Origin of the sequence: Paraburkholderia sp. RL17-383-BIF-A, from assembly GCF_046028015.1 — a bacterium.
GTDB lineage: Bacteria > Pseudomonadota > Gammaproteobacteria > Burkholderiales > Burkholderiaceae > Paraburkholderia.
The window spans coordinates 104016-120487 of the sequence record NZ_JARESR010000018.1 but is presented as its reverse complement, the minus strand read 5'-3'; the positions used below and the strand labels follow the sequence as shown (position 1 = coordinate 120487).

Below are 16472 nucleotides of genomic sequence, written 5' to 3'. Positions count from 1 at the left end.
GAGTATTCATCGGCCGCATGTGGCAATTCATGCGGCCTTGCGCGGTGATCGCTGACACCGTGCTTGCGTGGCGCGGCAGCTAGGCCGCCACCTTCAGATCATCAATCGCCCGCTGCCTCACGCCGAGATCGTCCCACAGCTCAGGATGACAAGTGAACACCAGAATCTGATGCCGCGTGGCCGCGTCGATCAGCGCGCGCTTGATGGCGTCGCGTCGCGCGGCGTCGGTATGCACGGCCGCGTCGTCGAGCATCAGCAAGGTCGGCCGGCCCGATGCCTTCAGCAAATCCGCATAGGCAAGCCGCGTCAGAATGCCGAGCTGTTCGCGCGTGCCGAAGCTCAGCGCATCGAGCGTGTCCGCACGGCCAAAGCGATCCAGCGTGGCGGGACTCAAATCGTCGCCGAGCGCGATCGTCGACTGCGGGAAAATCCGCTTCAGATAATGCCCGAGCCGTTCGGTCAACGGCGCGCGCAATTGCGCGACTGCGGCGTCGCGTTCGTCCACCAGCACTTCGTCGAGCAGACTCAACGCGCTCGCGCGCAAGCTGAGTTCGTCCCGGCGCCGCGTGGCCTGTTCGACTTTGGCCTTGAGCACCGCCAGACGCTCTCCAAGCCCCGACGCGCCCACGGTCTCCAGTTGGCTGCGCAAGCCCGCGATCCGCACTTGCCGCTCGTTCTGCTCGCTGCGCGCGAGTTCCGCCGACGCGCGATAGCGCTTCGCCTCCGCCGCCGGATCATCGAGGCGCGCGGCTTCCAGCTCGCGCTCACGCCCTTCGCGCTGCTTGCGCAACGACTCGACCTGCACGCGCTGTTCGACGATTTTCGTCTGCCACTGTTCGCGGTTCCGACGGAAAGTTTCGTCGCTCAATTGCGCATCCTTCCGCTGCAACTGAGCCGCAAGTGATTCCGCATTGGCCATGCCGGTCGATCTTTTTTCGGCCGCCTGCGTCAACACTTTTCGCGCAGCCTCCAACGCGTCGCGTGCGATTTCGGCGTTGCGGCGAGCCTCGTCGAGCGGCGCCGCGGTCGAGACGTCGGGCAGACTCGCCAGCCGCTCATTGGCCGCCTGCATGCGCGCCGCAGCCGTTGCCGCCGCCGCGCGCAGTGCCTCGATGCCCTGTGGCGCGTGCACCTCAAGAATCTTCGCCTGGCTTTTCTGCTGGGCGACCAGCGCCTTCCACTGTTCATGCCGCGATTCGCCCTCGCCGAGCGACGCCACACCGAGCGCCTGCAACAACTGCGCATGTTGCGCTTCGAGCGACGCGAGTTCGGACAATCGCGCAGGCAGATCGGAGACGCCCGGCACCACCCGCAATTCGCCGAGCGAGCCGAGGCCGATCCGCTTCTCCCCGTCCAGACGAAGCACGCCTTCACCGCTCACCGGTTTATCGTCAACGGTCATCGCGCCGTGCAGGCGGTATTCGATGCGCGTCATCGCGGCTTCGGTGCGCGCGCGCAGCACGGTCAACTCGCTGCCGAGCGCGGCGAGCCGTTTCAGTTTCGCCTCGTCGATTTCGAGCGTGGCCGCGACGCGCGCAGCCTCCAGCATTGCGTCGTTAGCTTTGGCGGCAGCGGCGATCGACGCTTCGAGCCGCTCGCTCTCGGCCCGATAGAGCTCAATCTGGCTGCGCAGATCGGCCACCGTCACTGCCGCATTGGCCAACTCCAGCGCGCGGTTCGCATCGGCGAAAGCCTGCTCGAATTGCGCCACGCTGGCCGCGGCTTGTGCGTGCTCGGCTTGCACCGCCGCCACGCTCGCCCGCAGCGCGTCGAGTTGCTGCCGCTCGCGCGCGACGGCGGCTTCCAGTTCGAGTGCGTTCTGCTCCTGTTGCAACGGCAGCGCCAGTTCGGCCTCACTCGCCTTGAGCGCTTGCGCGAGCCCTTGCAGGTTGCGTTCGAGTTCAGCCGCGGCATCGGCGCGCTGCTGCGCCTGCAAGGCTTTCTGCTCGTGAAGCTCCCAGGGGCGCTTGCGCTGCGTGTCGTCGAAGGCTTCCTGCTGCGCGGCAAGCCGCGCGATGTTCTCCTCGAACTGTTGACGCTGCTGCTCCAGCTCATCGCGCTCTTCGATCAGCCGGGCGAGGGTTTGTTCGGCTTCGGCGAGCGGCCCGGTGGACTTCTGCGTGCGCGCGGTGAGCAGTTGCCGAAGCTCGCGCTGCACGGCGGCGATCAGCGCGTCCTCACCGGCGGATTCGCTGCCGCCCGAGAGTTGCGACAGCGCATCGCGCAAATACTGAGCGGCGTGACTGGTGGAATCGCGCACTTCCTGCGTGCCGCCTTGCTGCACCCACAATAAACCAGGAACGCCCGCATTCTCTGCCTTCAGCGGTCCACGCGCGGCGCGCGAAAAACCCAGCAAGGCCGCGAGCTTGTCTTCAGCTTCATCCTCGCCGAACACGCTCTGGCCGATCTTGAGTTCGCAGCGCTGCCGCGTGACGAACTGCTTCGACAGCCGGCATGCCGCGCCGTCAAGCTCGAAACTCACTTCGACCGACGGCTGTCCGCTCGCCTTGCCCCACGGCAACAGGTCTTTCAGATGCGAGGCCTTGTAGCGCTCCAGAAACACGGCGCGTACGGCTTCGGCAATCGTGCTCTTACCGGCCTCGTTCGGGCCGACGAAAAGATTGAGACCGGGCTGCAGATCGTCGATGACGAGCCGCCCGGTGAACTGCTTGAATTCCTGGATCGCGATACTTTGCAGCTTCATGCGGACCTCGCTTCGCGCGGCAGTTCACGTTGGAAACGCGCCAGAAGCAGCAATGCTTCCGCCGCGCGCTTGACCGCTTGCGGGTCGGACTGCGGGTCTTCCTGCAAGCCACGCAGACGCGCCACCACCTTGGCGAGATAGCCGCTTTGCGCGCCGAGTTCGGCGAGGTCGTCGGCGGTGGGCAGCACTTGCAGGCCGCTCAGATCGACGCGCAAGGCCCGCACGCGGGCGCGCGCTTCTTCCACCGCGACGTGAAGCGCTTCGGCATCGGCGAGCGCGGCCGTGCCGCCGACTGCAACGCGCAGCACGTCGTGACTGCCCAGGGTGGCGAGGCGTGCCTTTAGCGCATCCACATCGGTCGGCACGGCGATGGTTTCGTCCCAGCGATGCCATTGATATTGTCCGACCCGCACCGGCTCGACCACCGGCGACGCGCCCGGCTCAGCCAGCGTGACGTCGAGCATGAAGCCCGGATCATTGGCGCGGAAGCGGTCCTGCTCGTGTGTGCCGGCATACCACGTGCGCTCGTCGACGCGCAGATGGCCGTGCCAGTCGCCGAGCGCCAGATAGTCCAGACGGGCGCTCGCGGCACGCGTCGGCGCGATCGGATTGGACGAGTCGATGCCCTCCTGCAGAATCCCGCTCACGCTGCCGTGCGCGAGCCCGACGCGGTGATAGCCGGGTGGCGTCTGCGTGGTATCGAAGAAACCGGTGGTGTCGTCGTAGGTGATGCGTTGCGTCAGCGGCGCGCACAGCAACGCGCACCGGCAGTCGTCCAGCAACACCACGCCCGGTTCGAGCACCACGCGCACATTCGGCGCGATGCAGTTCAGGCGCTGGGCACGCGTCCATACGCTCTCGACGAGCGCGGCGTCGTGATTGCCCGGCAACATGATCCACGGTCCGCTGAAGCCTTGCAGCGCGCCGAACAGACGGCGAATCACCGTGTCCGAGACCGTTTGCAGATCGAATACGTCGCCGGCCACGAGCACGGCGTCGACTTTGCGCGCGGCGGCTTCGGCGGCGATCCTGCGCACGGTCTCGAAGCGCGCTTCGGCAAGGTGCGCCGCCTCGTCCGGCTCGAACTGGCCGAATTGCGTGCCTATCTGCCAGTCCGCGGTGTGCAGAAACCTGATCACTGTGCCTCCATTCCATTCAATTGCAATCTGCCTCGCCGGGCGAGCCCGCGCAGCCTAACCATAGATGTTACCGTGCCGGCGCGCTAAAGATAGTCCCAGCCGGTTGGCACATGGGCTGGCGGGCGGCGCTACACTCGCGGTTCTGGACGCGCGTGGAGCGCGCCGCATGATTTCAATCGCCCCGAGCCCGCTGCCCTGCCGCCGATGAACAAAGCCATCGAACTGAAAAAAGCCAAACGCACACCCTTACTCCTGTTGCTCGCGGCCGCCTGCGTTTTCGTGGTCACCGCGTTCATGCCGCGCGGCGTCTGGGTGGACGGCATCAAGGCGGTCGCCGAGGCCGCGATGGTCGGCGCGCTCGCCGACTGGTTCGCCGTGGCCGCTCTGTTTCGCCGCGTGCCGATCCCGCTCGTCTCCGCCCATACCGCGATCATTCCGAGGAACAAGCACAAGATCGCCGACAACCTCGCGGTCTTCGTGAAGGACAAGTTTCTGGATGTGCCTTCGCTGGTCGGGCTGATCCAGAAACACGACCCGGCGCAAAGCATTACCGGCTGGCTCACGCAGCCGGCCAATACCGCGCGGTTAGGCGACTACGTCGTCAAACTCACCAGCGGCATTCTGGAATTGACCGACGACGTGCGCATTCAGGTCTTCATCAAGGACGCGCTGCGCGACGTGCTGGCCAAGGTGGACCTGTCGCAGTCGATGGGCGCCATTCTCGACACGCTCACCAAGGACGGCCGCCATCAGGAACTGCTCGACGCCGGCATCGAACAGGTCATCGCGCTGCTGCGCGAGCCGCAGGCGCGCGAGTTCATCGCCGAGCGCATCGTCGATTGGGTGAAGAGCGAATACCCGAAGATGGAGATGATCCTGCCTTCGGCATGGCTCGGCGAGAAAGGCGCGGAAGCGCTTGCCAACGCGGTCAACCGCATGCTCGAACAGATCAGCGAAAACCCGACGCACCAGCTTCGCGAGAAGTTCGATGACGCCGCGCACAAACTGATCGACAAGCTCAAGACCGATCCCGCCTTCCTGCAAAAAGGCGAGGAACTGAAACGCTACCTGGTGGAAGGCGACGCGCTCAGTTCGTATGTAAAAGACATGTGGGGCGAATTGCGCGCGTGGCTCAAGCGCGATCTGCAAAGCAGCGACTCGGCCTTGCATGCCCGCGTGATGGCGATGGGTCAATGGGTCGGACGCGAACTCGCGCACGATCCGGCGTTGCGCCAATCGCTCAACGACCACCTCGAAGAAGCGGCGCGCACCATGGCGCCGGACTTTGCGCAATTCCTTACGCGGCATATCAGCGATACGGTCAAGAACTGGGACTCGCGCGACATGTCACGGCAGATCGAACTGAACATCGGAAAGGATCTGCAATACATACGGATTAACGGGACGATTGTCGGCGGCTTTATCGGCCTGCTGCTGTATGGGAGCTCGCAACTGTTCGAGCTGCTGCGCCTGCACTTGCGATAGGCGATAGACCCGTGCGGCGTCAAAGCGCCTACAATCCAGGCATATGACTTGCTCCAGCGCATTGCCCGGACGCCATCAGTTTGTCCGCGAGCGATCAGCATAAGAACAACAGCGCTTCTGAATCGGAACGTGTGCTCATGAAAATCTCGTTACCGCCAAATGGGCGGCCGAACCGCGTTTACCCGCCGGGCACGCCCAGCCTGCATGGCCTCGCTTCGGTGATCACCGGCGTGGTGGTGGTGTGCGGGCTGTACTTCGGCCGCGCGGTGTTGATCCCGATTACGCTGTCTGTGCTGCTCAGCTTCCTGCTCGCGCCGCTCGTGCAAATGTTGCGGCGTCTGCACATGGGGCAATTGCCCTCCATTTTCATTGCCGTGCTATTCGCATTGGCGAGCCTGCTCGCGGTCGGCGCGCTGATCGGCGCGCAGCTGGTGCAACTCGCGGGCGACTTGCCGCAGTATCAGGTGGCGATCGAGCAGAAGATTGAAACGGTTCAGGAAAAGACCGTCGGCCGCGCCGATTCGCTGATGAGCCGCGCCGCCGTCGCACTGCAGCGTGTGGCACCTTCCAAACCGAACCCGCCGCGCCCCACCGGACGCGCGGCGCGCAACGCGCCCGCCGTGCCGCAGCCGGTGGAAGTGCATGAGCCTGCGCCCACGCCGATGCAGCTCGCGCAACGCGCGTTGTCGCCGGCCATCGCGCCGATCGAGACGACCTTCATCGTGCTGGTCGTGACGATATTTATCCTGCTGCAGCGCGAGGATCTGCGCGACCGTTTGATCAGCCTGTTCGGTTCGCGCGATCTTCACCGTACCACGACCGCGATCAACGACGCCGCCGTGCGCCTAAGCCGCTACTTCGTCGCGCAACTGGGCGTGAACCTCAGCGCGGGCGGGGTGATCGCCATTGGGCTCGCGATTATCGGCGTGCCGGGTGCGCTCCTGTTCGGTGTAATCGCAGCCTTGCTGCGCTTCGTGCCGTATATCGGCATCTGGATCGCCGCGATTCTCGCGGTCTTCCTTGCTGCCGCGATTCAGCCGCAATGGACCATGGCGGTCTATACGCTGATTCTGTTCATCGTGGTCGACCTGGTGGCCGGGCAGATCGCCGAGCCTCTGCTGTACGGCCACCGCTCCGGGCTGTCGCCGCTCGCGGTGGTGGTCGCGGCGATTTTCTGGAGCTGGCTGTGGGGGCCGATCGGCCTCGTCCTGTCGACCCCGCTCACGTTGTGCGTGGTCACGATGGGGCGCTACGCGGACCGGCTGAACTTCCTCACGGTGCTGCTCGGCGATCAGCCCGCGCTCACACCCGCGCAGAACTTCTATCAGCGACTGCTCGCGGACGATCCGCACGAGGCCATCGTGCAGGCGGAGCGGTTGCTGCGCGAGATGTCGCTGATCGACTACTACGACACAGTCGTGCTCGAAGGCCTCAAGCTCGCCCGCAATGATGCGATGCGCGGCGTGCTGATGCCGGACCAGTTGCAGCGCGTCAACGACGCGCTGGTGGACATCGTCGAAAACCTGGAGATCGCGGACGGCTTGCCGGACCGCCTCGCGCGCACCGAAGCCGCCGACGCCGCGAGCGCGCTGCACGCGTCGGCCTCGGCTTCGGCCGATCTTTCCGAGCGGCACGGCAGCCCTGTTTCGGCCCATCCGCCAATGCCCCGCGCAGCCGAAAAAACGTCCGTGCTATGCGTGCCCGGTCGCGGTTCATTCGACGAAGTGACAACCGCGATCGCCGTGCAATTGCTCGGCCGCCAGAATCTCGCGCCGATGATGGCCACGCACTCGGGCTACCGGAGCGCGCGCGCCGACGAGCCGAGTTTCAAGGATGCGTCGGTCATCTGCATCGTCTCGCTCGACGCGCCGGAATCGCCGCCGTACTTGCGCAATATGCTGCGACGCACGCGGGAATGGCGCCCTCGCGCGACGCTCGTGCTCGGCGTGGGCGGCGCACCGGAGGGCGGCCCCGAGTCGGGCGCGACCGGCGCTTCGCACGCGGCGCCCACCTTCCGCGCGATGATCGAGGAATGCCTCGCGGCGTCCACCTTGCAGCATGCGCGCCACCCTTTGCACGTGGGCGGAGCGGATTGATCGCACGCCGGCAACCACGCGCGCGACCAGCGCGGCCGCGCGGGTACGCGTGCGCGCAAGCCTTAGCTCGTGATCCGACCGCGGACCTGCCCGGCCAGTCTGCACGTTGTACCCCGCCACCTGCTAGCCACGAACCCGAATCGCTCGACGACTATCTTGTGTCGCCTTGTAGAGCCGCTCGGTCCCGCTCCAATCCGGCAAGCGTGTCAGCGCCCCAACCGCCGCCAAGCGCCTTGTAAAGCGTGACAAGAGAGGTGTACTCATTGCTGCGCGTCTGCGCATAAGCCAGTTGCGCGCTGAACAGACTTCGCTCGGCATCGAGAACTTCCATATAGCTCGTGTAGCCGCCTTCATAGCGTTGTCGCGCGAGTCTTGCATAGGCACTCAGCGCGTCCACCTGGCGAGATTGCGCGCTCAGCCTTTCACGTGACTTCTCGACGCCGAGAAGCGCGTCGCTGACCTCCTGGAATGCGGACTGAACAGCCTTCTGGTACGCATACAGCGCCTGTTGCTGACGCGCGTTGGCCTGCTCGACCTGCCCGGCAATGCTGCCGGCGGAGAAAATCGGCTGGGTCAGTGCGCCTGCAAACGCCCACGTGTTCGCCGGTCCGCTAAAGAGCCTGCTCAACTGCGTACTCGACGAGCCCAGCAGCCCCGTGAGCGAAATCTGCGGAAAATAAAGCGCGCGCGCGGCGCCGATCAACGCGTTGGCGGAAATCAGGTTTTGCTCGGCCTGCAACACGTCCGGACGGCGCTCGAGCAGCGCGGATGGCAAGCCTGCCGGCACGTTGGGAGACTGGAGTTCATCGAGCGTACGGCCGCGAAGAATCGGACCGGGGTTGCGGCCGAGCAATACCGAAAGCGCGTCTTCCTGTTGCCCGATCTGCGCCTCGATGGCGGGAATGTCCGCCAGCGACGCCTCGTATTCCGACTGACTCTGGGCCAGTTCGACCTGCGAAATCTGCCCACCGTTGAAGCGCAGTTCGAACACTTTCACCGAACTCTCGCGGCTCGCCGCGGTTGCCTTTGCAATCTCGAGTTGCTGATCCAGGCTGCGCAGATTGACGTAGGACGTGGCAACCGACGCCACCAGCGTGAGCATGGTGGCCCGTTGACCTTCCTCGCTAGCGAGCAGATTCGCGCGCGCGGCTTCGGTCTGACGCCGCACACGGCCGAAAACGTCGATCTCCCATGAGATGGGCAACGTGGCATTGAACGAGTTGTAGGCCGAGCCAAGGCCCGCCGGCAACGAGGCTTGCGCAAGCGGCGAGACATGCTGGCGACCGGCGTTGAAACCGGCGCTGATCTGCGGAAACAGTTGCGAGCGCGTGGTGACGAATTGACCGCGAAATTCGTCGACGCGGGCGGCTGCGATTTTCAGGTCCTTGTTCTGCGCGAGCGCCGTGGCAATGAGTTCGTTCAGCACTGGATCGTTGAACTGCACCCACCACGCCGTATCGACGATTTGCGCCTGCGCGCCATCCGAAAAGCGGAAGGTGGCCGGCGTGGCGATTGACGGCCGCGCATAGTCGGGGCCCATCACGCACCCGCTCAGAAACAGGCAAAGCCCGAGTGCCGACACCCAGGAAACATTTGAACCGGCTGGACGCATGTCAATGACCCCGCTTTGTGCCGGGGTCCATACCGGTCGATCCGTTAGCCAATGAGGGCGAATCGGCCAGGCTCCCTTCACCTTGCCTCTCCGGCACCGCGCCTGCGTTCTTTTTGCCGGCGCGCCGCTCGTTCACCGATTCGAGCAGGAAGAAGAACATTGGAATAAAGAACACGGCGACGCCGGTCGCCCCCAACATGCCGCCGATCACCCCGGTGCCGATGGAATGCCGGCTGTTTTGCGACGCGCCGGTCGCGATAGCAAGCGGAACGCAGCCGAGAATGAAGGCGAACGACGTCATGACGATCGGCCGCAGCCGATCGCGGGCGGCGGTCACCGCGGCATCGAACGCCGATGCGCCTTGGGCGCGATTCAGCACTGCAAATTCGAAAATGAGGATCGCATTTTTCGCCGCGAGTGCGACGAGCATGGTGAGACCGATCTGGAAGTAGACGTCGTTGTTCAAGCCTCTTATCAGGATGGCCAGCAAAGCGCCGAACAGAGCGAACGGCACCGCCATCAGAACGCCGACGGGCAAGCTCCAGCGTTCGTATTGCGCGGCCAGAATCAGGAACACCATCACCAGACCGAACACGAAAACGAGGCCCGACGTGCTGCCTGACTGGCGGGCCTCATAGGCTTCGCCGCTCCACCCCACGCCATATCCCGCGGGCATCGTTCGCGCAAGCTCCTCCAGCACGGCGATCACCTCGCCGGAGCTGTGGCCCGGTGCTGCATTGGCGGTGATCAGCACGGCGGGGAAATCGTTGAAGCGCGTCATCAGGGACGGTCCGGTCACGTACCGATACATCACGACCGATTTGAGCGGGACCATCGTGCCCGTGGCGCTGCGCACGAATACCTGCTCGAGATCCGCGGGCTTCAACCGGTATGAGGGCTCCGCCTGGAGAATGACCTGCCACAGACGGCTCGACTGATTGAACTGCGAAACGTACAGCGAGCCGAACAGGGTCTGCATCGTGCTGTACACCTCGTCGATCGGCACGCCGAGTGTGGCCGCCCTGTCGCGATCCACATCGACACGCAACTGCTGCGATGAGGCGTTGAAGGTCGACGTGACGCCCGCCAGTTCGGGGCGCGCCCTCGCCTTCGCGACAAAATCCTGCACGACCTGCGCGAGTTGCGCCGTAGTCCCGTCGCTTTTGCTCTGAATCCACATTTCGGTGCCGCCCGTCGTGCCGAGCCCGGGAATCGACGGCGGGTTGACCGGCACGACGATACCTTCCTTGATGCGCGACAGCGCCCGGTAAGCGCCGAGCAGCAACGCACGCGCATTCTGCGTGCGAATGTTCGCCCATGCATACCGCTCGTCGAAATCCTTCAGTCCGACAAAGAATGTCGAAGCGTTATTCATTGTCTGATTGTCGAGCAGGCTGTAACCATCGACCACGGTGACGCTGCCCACCCCGGGTTGCTTCGCAAAGTAGTCGGTCACGCGCGACGACACCCGCCCGGTGCGATCGAGACTCGCCGAATCGGGCATGATGACCGCGCCGAGCAGGTAGCCCTGATCTTCAGGCGGCAGGAAAGCGTGCGGAATGGAGCGCATCATCGTGACGGCGAGCAGGAGCATGCCGGCGAATAGCAGCAGCGCAACGCCAAAGCGTCTGATGGTGAGCGACACGGCGCGGCCATAGCCCGCCGTGACCTGAGCGAATGCGTTATCGAACCACCTGAAAAAACGATGTTTTGCATGCGCTTGCGGTTTCAGCAGCACCGCCGCGAGCGCTGGCGACAATGTCAGGGCCACGACGCCGGAAAGGACCACGGAAATCGCAATGGTGATGGCAAACTGCTTGTACATCTGCCCGGTAATGCCGCCCAGAAATGCAACCGGCACGAATACCGCGCACATGACCAGCACGATCGTGACGACCGGGCCCGATACTTCATCCATGGCTCGCTTGGCCGCCGCGTTCGGCGAGAGGCCGGACTCGCGCATGTTGCGCTCGACGTTCTCGATCACGACGATCGCATCGTCCACCACGATGCCGATTGCCAGCACCATGCCGAACATGGTCAGCATGTTGATCGAGAAACCCAGAGCGGCCATGCCCATGAACGTCCCAAGGATCGAGACCGGCACCGCCAGCACCGGAATCAGCGTGGCGCGAAAGCTCTGCAAGAACATGAATACGACGATCACCACCAGCACGACGGCTTCAAAGAAAGTCTTCACCACGTCCGCAATCGAGGCACGCGTGAAGTCGGTGGTATCCATTGCGATGTTGTAGTCGATACCCTCCGGGAACGACCGTTTCATCTCAGCCAGCGTTGCGCGCACCTGCTTCGATACATCCAGCGCATTGGCGCCAGGCTGTTGATAGATCGCGATCACCGTAGCGGGCTTGCCCTGGAACCGGCTGCGTATCGAATAGTCTTTCTGCCCGAGTTCGGCCCGGCCGACGTCTTTCAAACGGACGATCGCCGCGCCGTTGCTCGACGCGCGAATAATGATGTTGTCGAATTCGGCGGGGTTGGCGAGGCGCCCGCTCGTCGTCACCGCGAACGACTGTTCCACCGGCAGGCCCGTCGGCGCCTGGCCGAGACGCCCGACTGCGAACTGCTGATTCTGGTTCGCCACCGCGTTTTGCACGTCGGTAGCCGTAATACCGAGCTGCGCCATGCGATCCGGGCGCAACCAGATACGCATCGCGTAGTCGGGTGTGCCGAAGATGCTGGCCTGGTTCGCGCCCGGAATGCGCTTGAGCGCATCGAGCACATACACGTTCGCGTAGTTGGCGACGTAAGTCGAATCGAAGCGGTGATCGGGCGAGTACACCGCGATGACCATCATGAACGCGGACGATTTCTTCTGCACCTGCACGCCCTGCGATTGCACGGACTGCGGCAATTGCGGCAACGCGAGGTTGACGCGGTTCTGCACGTCCACCTGAGCCAGATCCGGATTGGTGCCGTTGCGGAAGAACGCGTTGATCGTCAAACTGCCGGTCGACGAACTCGACGAGGTCATGTAGATCATGTTGTCCGCACCGTTGACCTGCTGCTCGATAGGCGCGGCAACGTTGTTCGCCACCACGTCGGCACTGGCGCCCGGGTAGCTGGCGGTAATCGTGATTTGCGGCGGCGTGATGTCCGGGTACTGGGCGACGGGCAAGGCAAACATGGCCAACAGGCCGCCAAGCGCGATGACGATGGAGATGACCGACGCAAAGATCGGCCTGTCGATACAGTAATGGGAGAGCTTCATCCGGTTTGCCGCCTGGAGCGCGGAGTTAGTCCGCAGAGTTAACGCGGAGTTAACGCGGGATTAACGCGCGGAGTTTTGTTCGGATTGCTGTTGCGCAACGGGCGGCATGACTTTGGCGCGATGCTCCACGGAAGAAGCATTCCCCGTTATGCTGATCGCCGCATTGGGTGACAACCGTAGCGCCCCGTCCACAACGACTCTGTCGCCAGCGCGCAAGCCGTCGTTGATAAAGCAGTCATCGCCCTGCCATTCGCCCATCTCGACGAACCGTTGGCGGGGTTTGTTGTCTTTGTCGACCGTCCATACGAAATGGCTTTTTACGCCCTGCTGCACGGCCCGCTGGGGAAGCAGAACGGCATTCGGCCGCACGGCGCCGGACACCCTCGCGCGCACGAACTGGCCGGGACGCAACGCACCTTTTTCATTGGCGAATACGGCTCGTACGAGGAACGTGCCTGTTTGCGCACTGAACACGGGATTGGCAAAGTCGATACGCCCGCGCGCGGGAAACGTCGAACCGTCAGCCAGCAACAGCGTGATCTCGAACTGGTCGTTAGCGGGAAAGCGCAACTGGCCTTTTGAAATCTGGTCGCGATACCGCAGCATCTCGTTCTCCGAGATGCTGAATTCGACCCACATCGGATCCATCTGGTAGACGTACGTCAACAGGCCAGACTGGGCCGGCGTGACATAGCTGCCTTCCTGCTGTCTTGCATAACTCGACAAGCCGGCGAGCGGCGACTTGATCGTGGTGTAGCCGAGGTTCAATCGCGCGGTCTCAACCTGCCCTTTCGCGGCGATGACCGCGGCCGCGGCCTCGCGCTCGCTGCCGGTCGCATCATCGAGATCCTTCTTGCTCAAGGCGTTCTGCGCGGCGAGAGGCACGACGCGCGCGAGATTCGCCTTCGCGACACCGAGCCGTGCCTGCTGCTGGGCCAGCGCGCCCTGTGCCGATTGCAACGCGGCCTCGAATGGCTTGGGATCCATCAGAAAGAGCGTCTGCCCCTGACGGACCATCTCGCCTTCGGTGTAGGCTCGCTTGTCGAGAAAACCATCCACGCGGGCGCGAATTTCCACGGCGCGCGAGCTTTGGGTCTGGGCAACAAACTCGAAGTCCACCGGCGTATCGCGTGGCGCCACGGTCGTGACCGTTACGTCGACCGGCTGGGAGGCTTCGGGAGCGGCGGGCTTGCCGCAGGCGGTGAGTAAAGCGAACAGACCCAACATAAGCGCCGGCCGTCCCCGCGTCTCACCGAGCAGGCGTTTCGGTGCGTTCAACGAGCGAATCAGGCAGCGCAACAGCAAAACTGGCATGAACGGTCCGTGAAAAATAGTTCAACAGCCGGGCATGCGCGCCAAAGCAATTGATTGCGTGTGACCGCGCCGCAAGGCGCGGCCGTTAGTTGTGCGCGAATCAATTGCGCTGCCTGGAAACCGCTCACACCCCGAAAGACATGGTCGGTCGCATCAGCCCGGCAAACGGAAACAGCAGTCAGATCAGAACCGGTGACGGATGCCCGTGGTCACGAGAAACTGATTGCTCGCCGTGGACGGCGCCGAGGTGCCGTTGATCTGCACGGTGTTCAGGCCGCGACCGTTGTTCGCGCCAAGCTGCGTGACCGCTTCCGCATAGACGTCAGTACGCCTGGACAGCGAGTAGTCAGCCTGCAGTCCGAACTGATTCCAGTGGGCCGCGCCGGTTTTCGTGTCGCTAGTGCCCGGCGCCGCGCGCAATGCCTGCGTGTAGGTGTAGGCGGCGCCCAGACCCAGTTCCGGCGTCAGGTTGTAGCGTGCATTGACCTCGTAGTTGTTATAGCGAACCGAGATATCCGAAAACTTGTCCTGGAAGCGGCTTTGCGTAAATACGGTGCCGAGAATGACCGGACCGAATGCGTAGCTTCCGCCGAGACCCCAGGTGCGTTGATTCTGAACGCCGCTGATGGCGGACGCCGCGAAGGTGCCGCCACTGACCGCGCCATTGCTCTGGTTCAGGTCCATGCCCTGGTACTGGAGATAGGCCGCACCCAGTTGCAAGCCACCGTTGCGGTAACCCGCGCCGACGCTGTACGCCCGGTTGTCGGCGAAGCCCGCATTGTTCGAGAAGCCGTACAGGCCACTCATTGAGAAGCCGCCGTAGTTCGCGCTCTGGAACTTGACCGAGTTGTTGACGCTAATCGAGGAGTTGGCGTTGTCGTTGTCGCCCGGATGCGCGAAATACGTGCCGCCCCAGCTGCCGGCCGCCGTGAGCGGTGCAAGATAATCGACTACGGAGTCGTACTGGCGGCCAAACGAAACCGTGCCGTAATCGTTGGACAGGCCGACGTACGCCTGACGGTTGAACAGCTTGTTGGACACCGCCTGGTTGCCGTTGGCAATGTTGAAGCCGCTTTCCAGGTTGAAGACCGTTTTCAGTCCGCCACCCAGATCTTCGACACCGCGCAGGCCCCAGCGGCTCGGCTGGATGTTGCCGCCGGTCATGCCGAACATGGCCTTGCCATTCGTGACGCGCCCGTCGGACGTGACGGTGGAATCCTTGCTGACTTCGTTGCTCACGTACGTCAGACCGGCATCGACAATGCCGTAAAGCGTAACGCTGCTCTGGGCGTGCGCCGCGCACGCAAAAGTGGCGGATACGGCGGTCGCAGTAATGATTTTTTTCATTTGGAATACCTTGGCTTTTTATCTTAAAACTAAGTTGCCGACATAAGAACAAACCTGCCGCAACCAGGATGCACCCATCTCCAATTCATTTGAATTCGCATTGAAGACAGATTCTGCGTGCGATTTGAATTTTAGACGCCCGCCTTTGACGCAACCGCGCAAAACTATGCAAAAGTATTTTCAACTTATATTTGAGATATTCTTGCGAAGGACGGGCGAGGCCCACGCAGCGCAGGATGCGCATCGCTCATGCCCATTGCCGCTCGATACGACGCCAGGATTGACCGTTGCTGAAGCCCAACAAAACAAAACCCCGTCTTTTTTTGAGAACGAAATACCGATACCGTAAATCAAAATTAATTCACATTTAACCCGCCTATAAATCGCAGGCCGGGAGACCATTGATTATCTGTTAAAAACTAATATCTCAATTTTTCCGCACCTATCCGTTACAGCGTTGGTGATATCATGAATCAGCTTCAGGCAATGCGCGTATTTATCAACATCGCAGAAACCATGTCATTCGGACAGGCCGCGGCCAATCTCGGCATTTCGAATGCCATGGCCACGCGTTACCTCGAGCAACTCGAAGCTCACCTCAACACACGACTCGTCAATCGCAATACCCGCAGCCTCTCCCTGACCGAAGAGGGAGAGATCTACTCGAAGGGCTGCCGCAACGTTCTCGATGAAATCGAGGAGATCGAAACGGTTGCGATACGCGGCACGATCGAGCCGTCCGGCACCTTGCGAATCGCTGCCGGCGCGTCGTTCTCACTGTCCAGCCTGACACCCCTGCTACAGGAGTATCTATTGCAGTATCCGAACGTCAGACTCTCGGTCACGCTGCTGCATCAGCACGTCGATTTTGTGAAGGAGGGCTTCGACGTCGGCATCGTGCTGCCCAAGCAGATCAGCGGCACCACGTTGATTAAACGCTCGTTGCTGAGTGTCCGTCCCATTGCCGTCGCGTCCCCCAGCTATCTCGCCGTGAAAGGCGTGCCGTCGCGGCCGGCGGATCTGACCTCCCACACCTTTCTCGCCCTCAGCGCCGCCTCGCATGACGGCAACTGGATCTTCGTTTCGCCGGATCGGCGCGAGAAACGCGTCACGCTCGACGCCGCGCTCGTGGTGAACAACGCCTTGATGCTGCGGCAAGCCGCGCTTGCGGGCATGGGGATCGCGGTCTTGCCTGAGAACCATGTGCTGACCGATTTGCGCAACGGCACACTCATGCAGGTGCTGACAGACTTCCGTATCACGAATGCCGACAAGGAGTTAGCGCTGGTGTATGCGGATCGCCGTCACATTTCCGCAAAAACCCGCTCATTCGTCGACTTTTCGGTCGAGTGGTTTCGTACCAACGCGGACCGTTTGACCTCCATGCCGACCGCTACCAAGTAGTGCGGCGCGCCGCCCTTCGTCCGGCCTTTCCGAGCAGGCGGCGCGGCCGCGCCATCCATGTCCGTACCCAAAATGAGGACAGCGCCGCATGCGCCCTCCTTCATACTTCGTTATCGATTCGCACCGCCTGTGAAGAGCT

At 62.9% G+C, this 16472-nt stretch carries 9 protein-coding genes; 3 read left to right on the top strand and 6 right to left on the bottom strand.

What is annotated here, in order from left to right; all coding sequences use genetic code 11:
• Positions 1–79 precede the first annotated feature (79 nt).
• Positions 80–2704 (bottom strand): AAA family ATPase, encoded by a 2625-nt coding sequence (locus P0D71_RS21085; protein WP_408481925.1) that lies wholly within the window; start codon positions 2702–2704, stop codon positions 80–82.
• Entirely contained in the window at positions 2701–3843 is a 1143-nt protein-coding gene (locus P0D71_RS21080) for a metallophosphoesterase family protein (RefSeq protein WP_408481923.1), read from the bottom strand. The genes P0D71_RS21085 and P0D71_RS21080 overlap by 4 nt, the downstream gene beginning before the upstream one ends.
• A gap of 204 nt (positions 3844–4047) precedes the next feature.
• Here P0D71_RS21080 and P0D71_RS21075 point away from each other — a divergent pair, with 204 nt between their 5' ends.
• Together P0D71_RS21075 and P0D71_RS21070 are read left to right on the top strand one after the other, a co-directional pair.
• Complete coding sequence (locus P0D71_RS21075; RefSeq protein ID WP_408481921.1) at positions 4048–5328, top strand: DUF445 domain-containing protein; 1281 nt, start codon at positions 4048–4050, stop codon at positions 5326–5328.
• 137 nt (positions 5329–5465) lie between these two features.
• Complete coding sequence (locus tag P0D71_RS21070) at positions 5466–7424, top strand: AI-2E family transporter (protein WP_408297619.1); 1959 nt, start codon at positions 5466–5468, stop codon at positions 7422–7424.
• A 151-nt stretch (positions 7425–7575) separates the two neighbouring features.
• Here P0D71_RS21070 and P0D71_RS21065 read toward each other — a convergent pair whose 3' ends face one another.
• From P0D71_RS21065 to P0D71_RS21050, 4 genes are all read right to left on the bottom strand, one after another.
• Complete coding sequence (locus P0D71_RS21065; RefSeq protein ID WP_408481919.1) at positions 7576–9036, bottom strand: efflux transporter outer membrane subunit; 1461 nt, start codon at positions 9034–9036, stop codon at positions 7576–7578.
• Between the two features lies 1 nt (position 9037).
• Positions 9038–12268, bottom strand: a complete 3231-nt coding sequence (locus tag P0D71_RS21060) for an efflux RND transporter permease subunit (protein ID WP_408481917.1) — start codon at positions 12266–12268, stop codon at positions 9038–9040.
• Between the two features lie 60 nt (positions 12269–12328).
• The gene (locus P0D71_RS21055; protein WP_408481915.1) at positions 12329–13582 is read right to left on the bottom strand and encodes an efflux RND transporter periplasmic adaptor subunit; all 1254 of its coding nucleotides are present in this window, start codon (positions 13580–13582) and stop codon (positions 12329–12331) included.
• 183 nt (positions 13583–13765) lie between these two features.
• Positions 13766–14929 carry a porin gene (locus P0D71_RS21050; RefSeq protein WP_408481913.1) on the bottom strand — a complete coding sequence of 388 codons (1164 nt, stop codon included), beginning with the start codon at positions 14927–14929 and terminating at the stop codon, positions 13766–13768.
• A gap of 468 nt (positions 14930–15397) precedes the next feature.
• Here P0D71_RS21050 and P0D71_RS21045 point away from each other — a divergent pair, with 468 nt between their 5' ends.
• Positions 15398–16333, top strand: a complete 936-nt coding sequence (locus P0D71_RS21045; RefSeq protein ID WP_408481911.1) for a LysR family transcriptional regulator — start codon at positions 15398–15400, stop codon at positions 16331–16333.
• The last annotated feature ends 139 nt before the right edge of the window (positions 16334–16472 follow it).

Excerpts from the sequence above, each read along its gene's own strand:
- P0D71_RS21060 (WP_408481917.1), bottom strand. The coding sequence starts at position 12,268 with ATGAAGCTCTCCCATTACTGTATCGACAGGCCGATCTTTGCGTCGGTC.
- P0D71_RS21085 (WP_408481925.1), bottom strand. The coding sequence starts at position 2,704 with ATGAAGCTGCAAAGTATCGCGATCCAGGAATTCAAGCAGTTCACCGGG.
- P0D71_RS21055 (WP_408481915.1), bottom strand. The coding sequence starts at position 13,582 with ATGCCAGTTTTGCTGTTGCGCTGCCTGATTCGCTCGTTGAACGCACCG.
- P0D71_RS21070 (WP_408297619.1), top strand. The coding sequence starts at position 5,466 with ATGAAAATCTCGTTACCGCCAAATGGGCGGCCGAACCGCGTTTACCCG.
- P0D71_RS21050 (WP_408481913.1), bottom strand. The coding sequence starts at position 14,929 with ATGAAAAAAATCATTACTGCGACCGCCGTATCCGCCACTTTTGCGTGC.
- P0D71_RS21065 (WP_408481919.1), bottom strand. The coding sequence starts at position 9,036 with ATGCGTCCAGCCGGTTCAAATGTTTCCTGGGTGTCGGCACTCGGGCTT.
- P0D71_RS21075 (WP_408481921.1), top strand. The coding sequence starts at position 4,048 with ATGAACAAAGCCATCGAACTGAAAAAAGCCAAACGCACACCCTTACTC.
- P0D71_RS21045 (WP_408481911.1), top strand. The coding sequence starts at position 15,398 with ATGAATCAGCTTCAGGCAATGCGCGTATTTATCAACATCGCAGAAACC.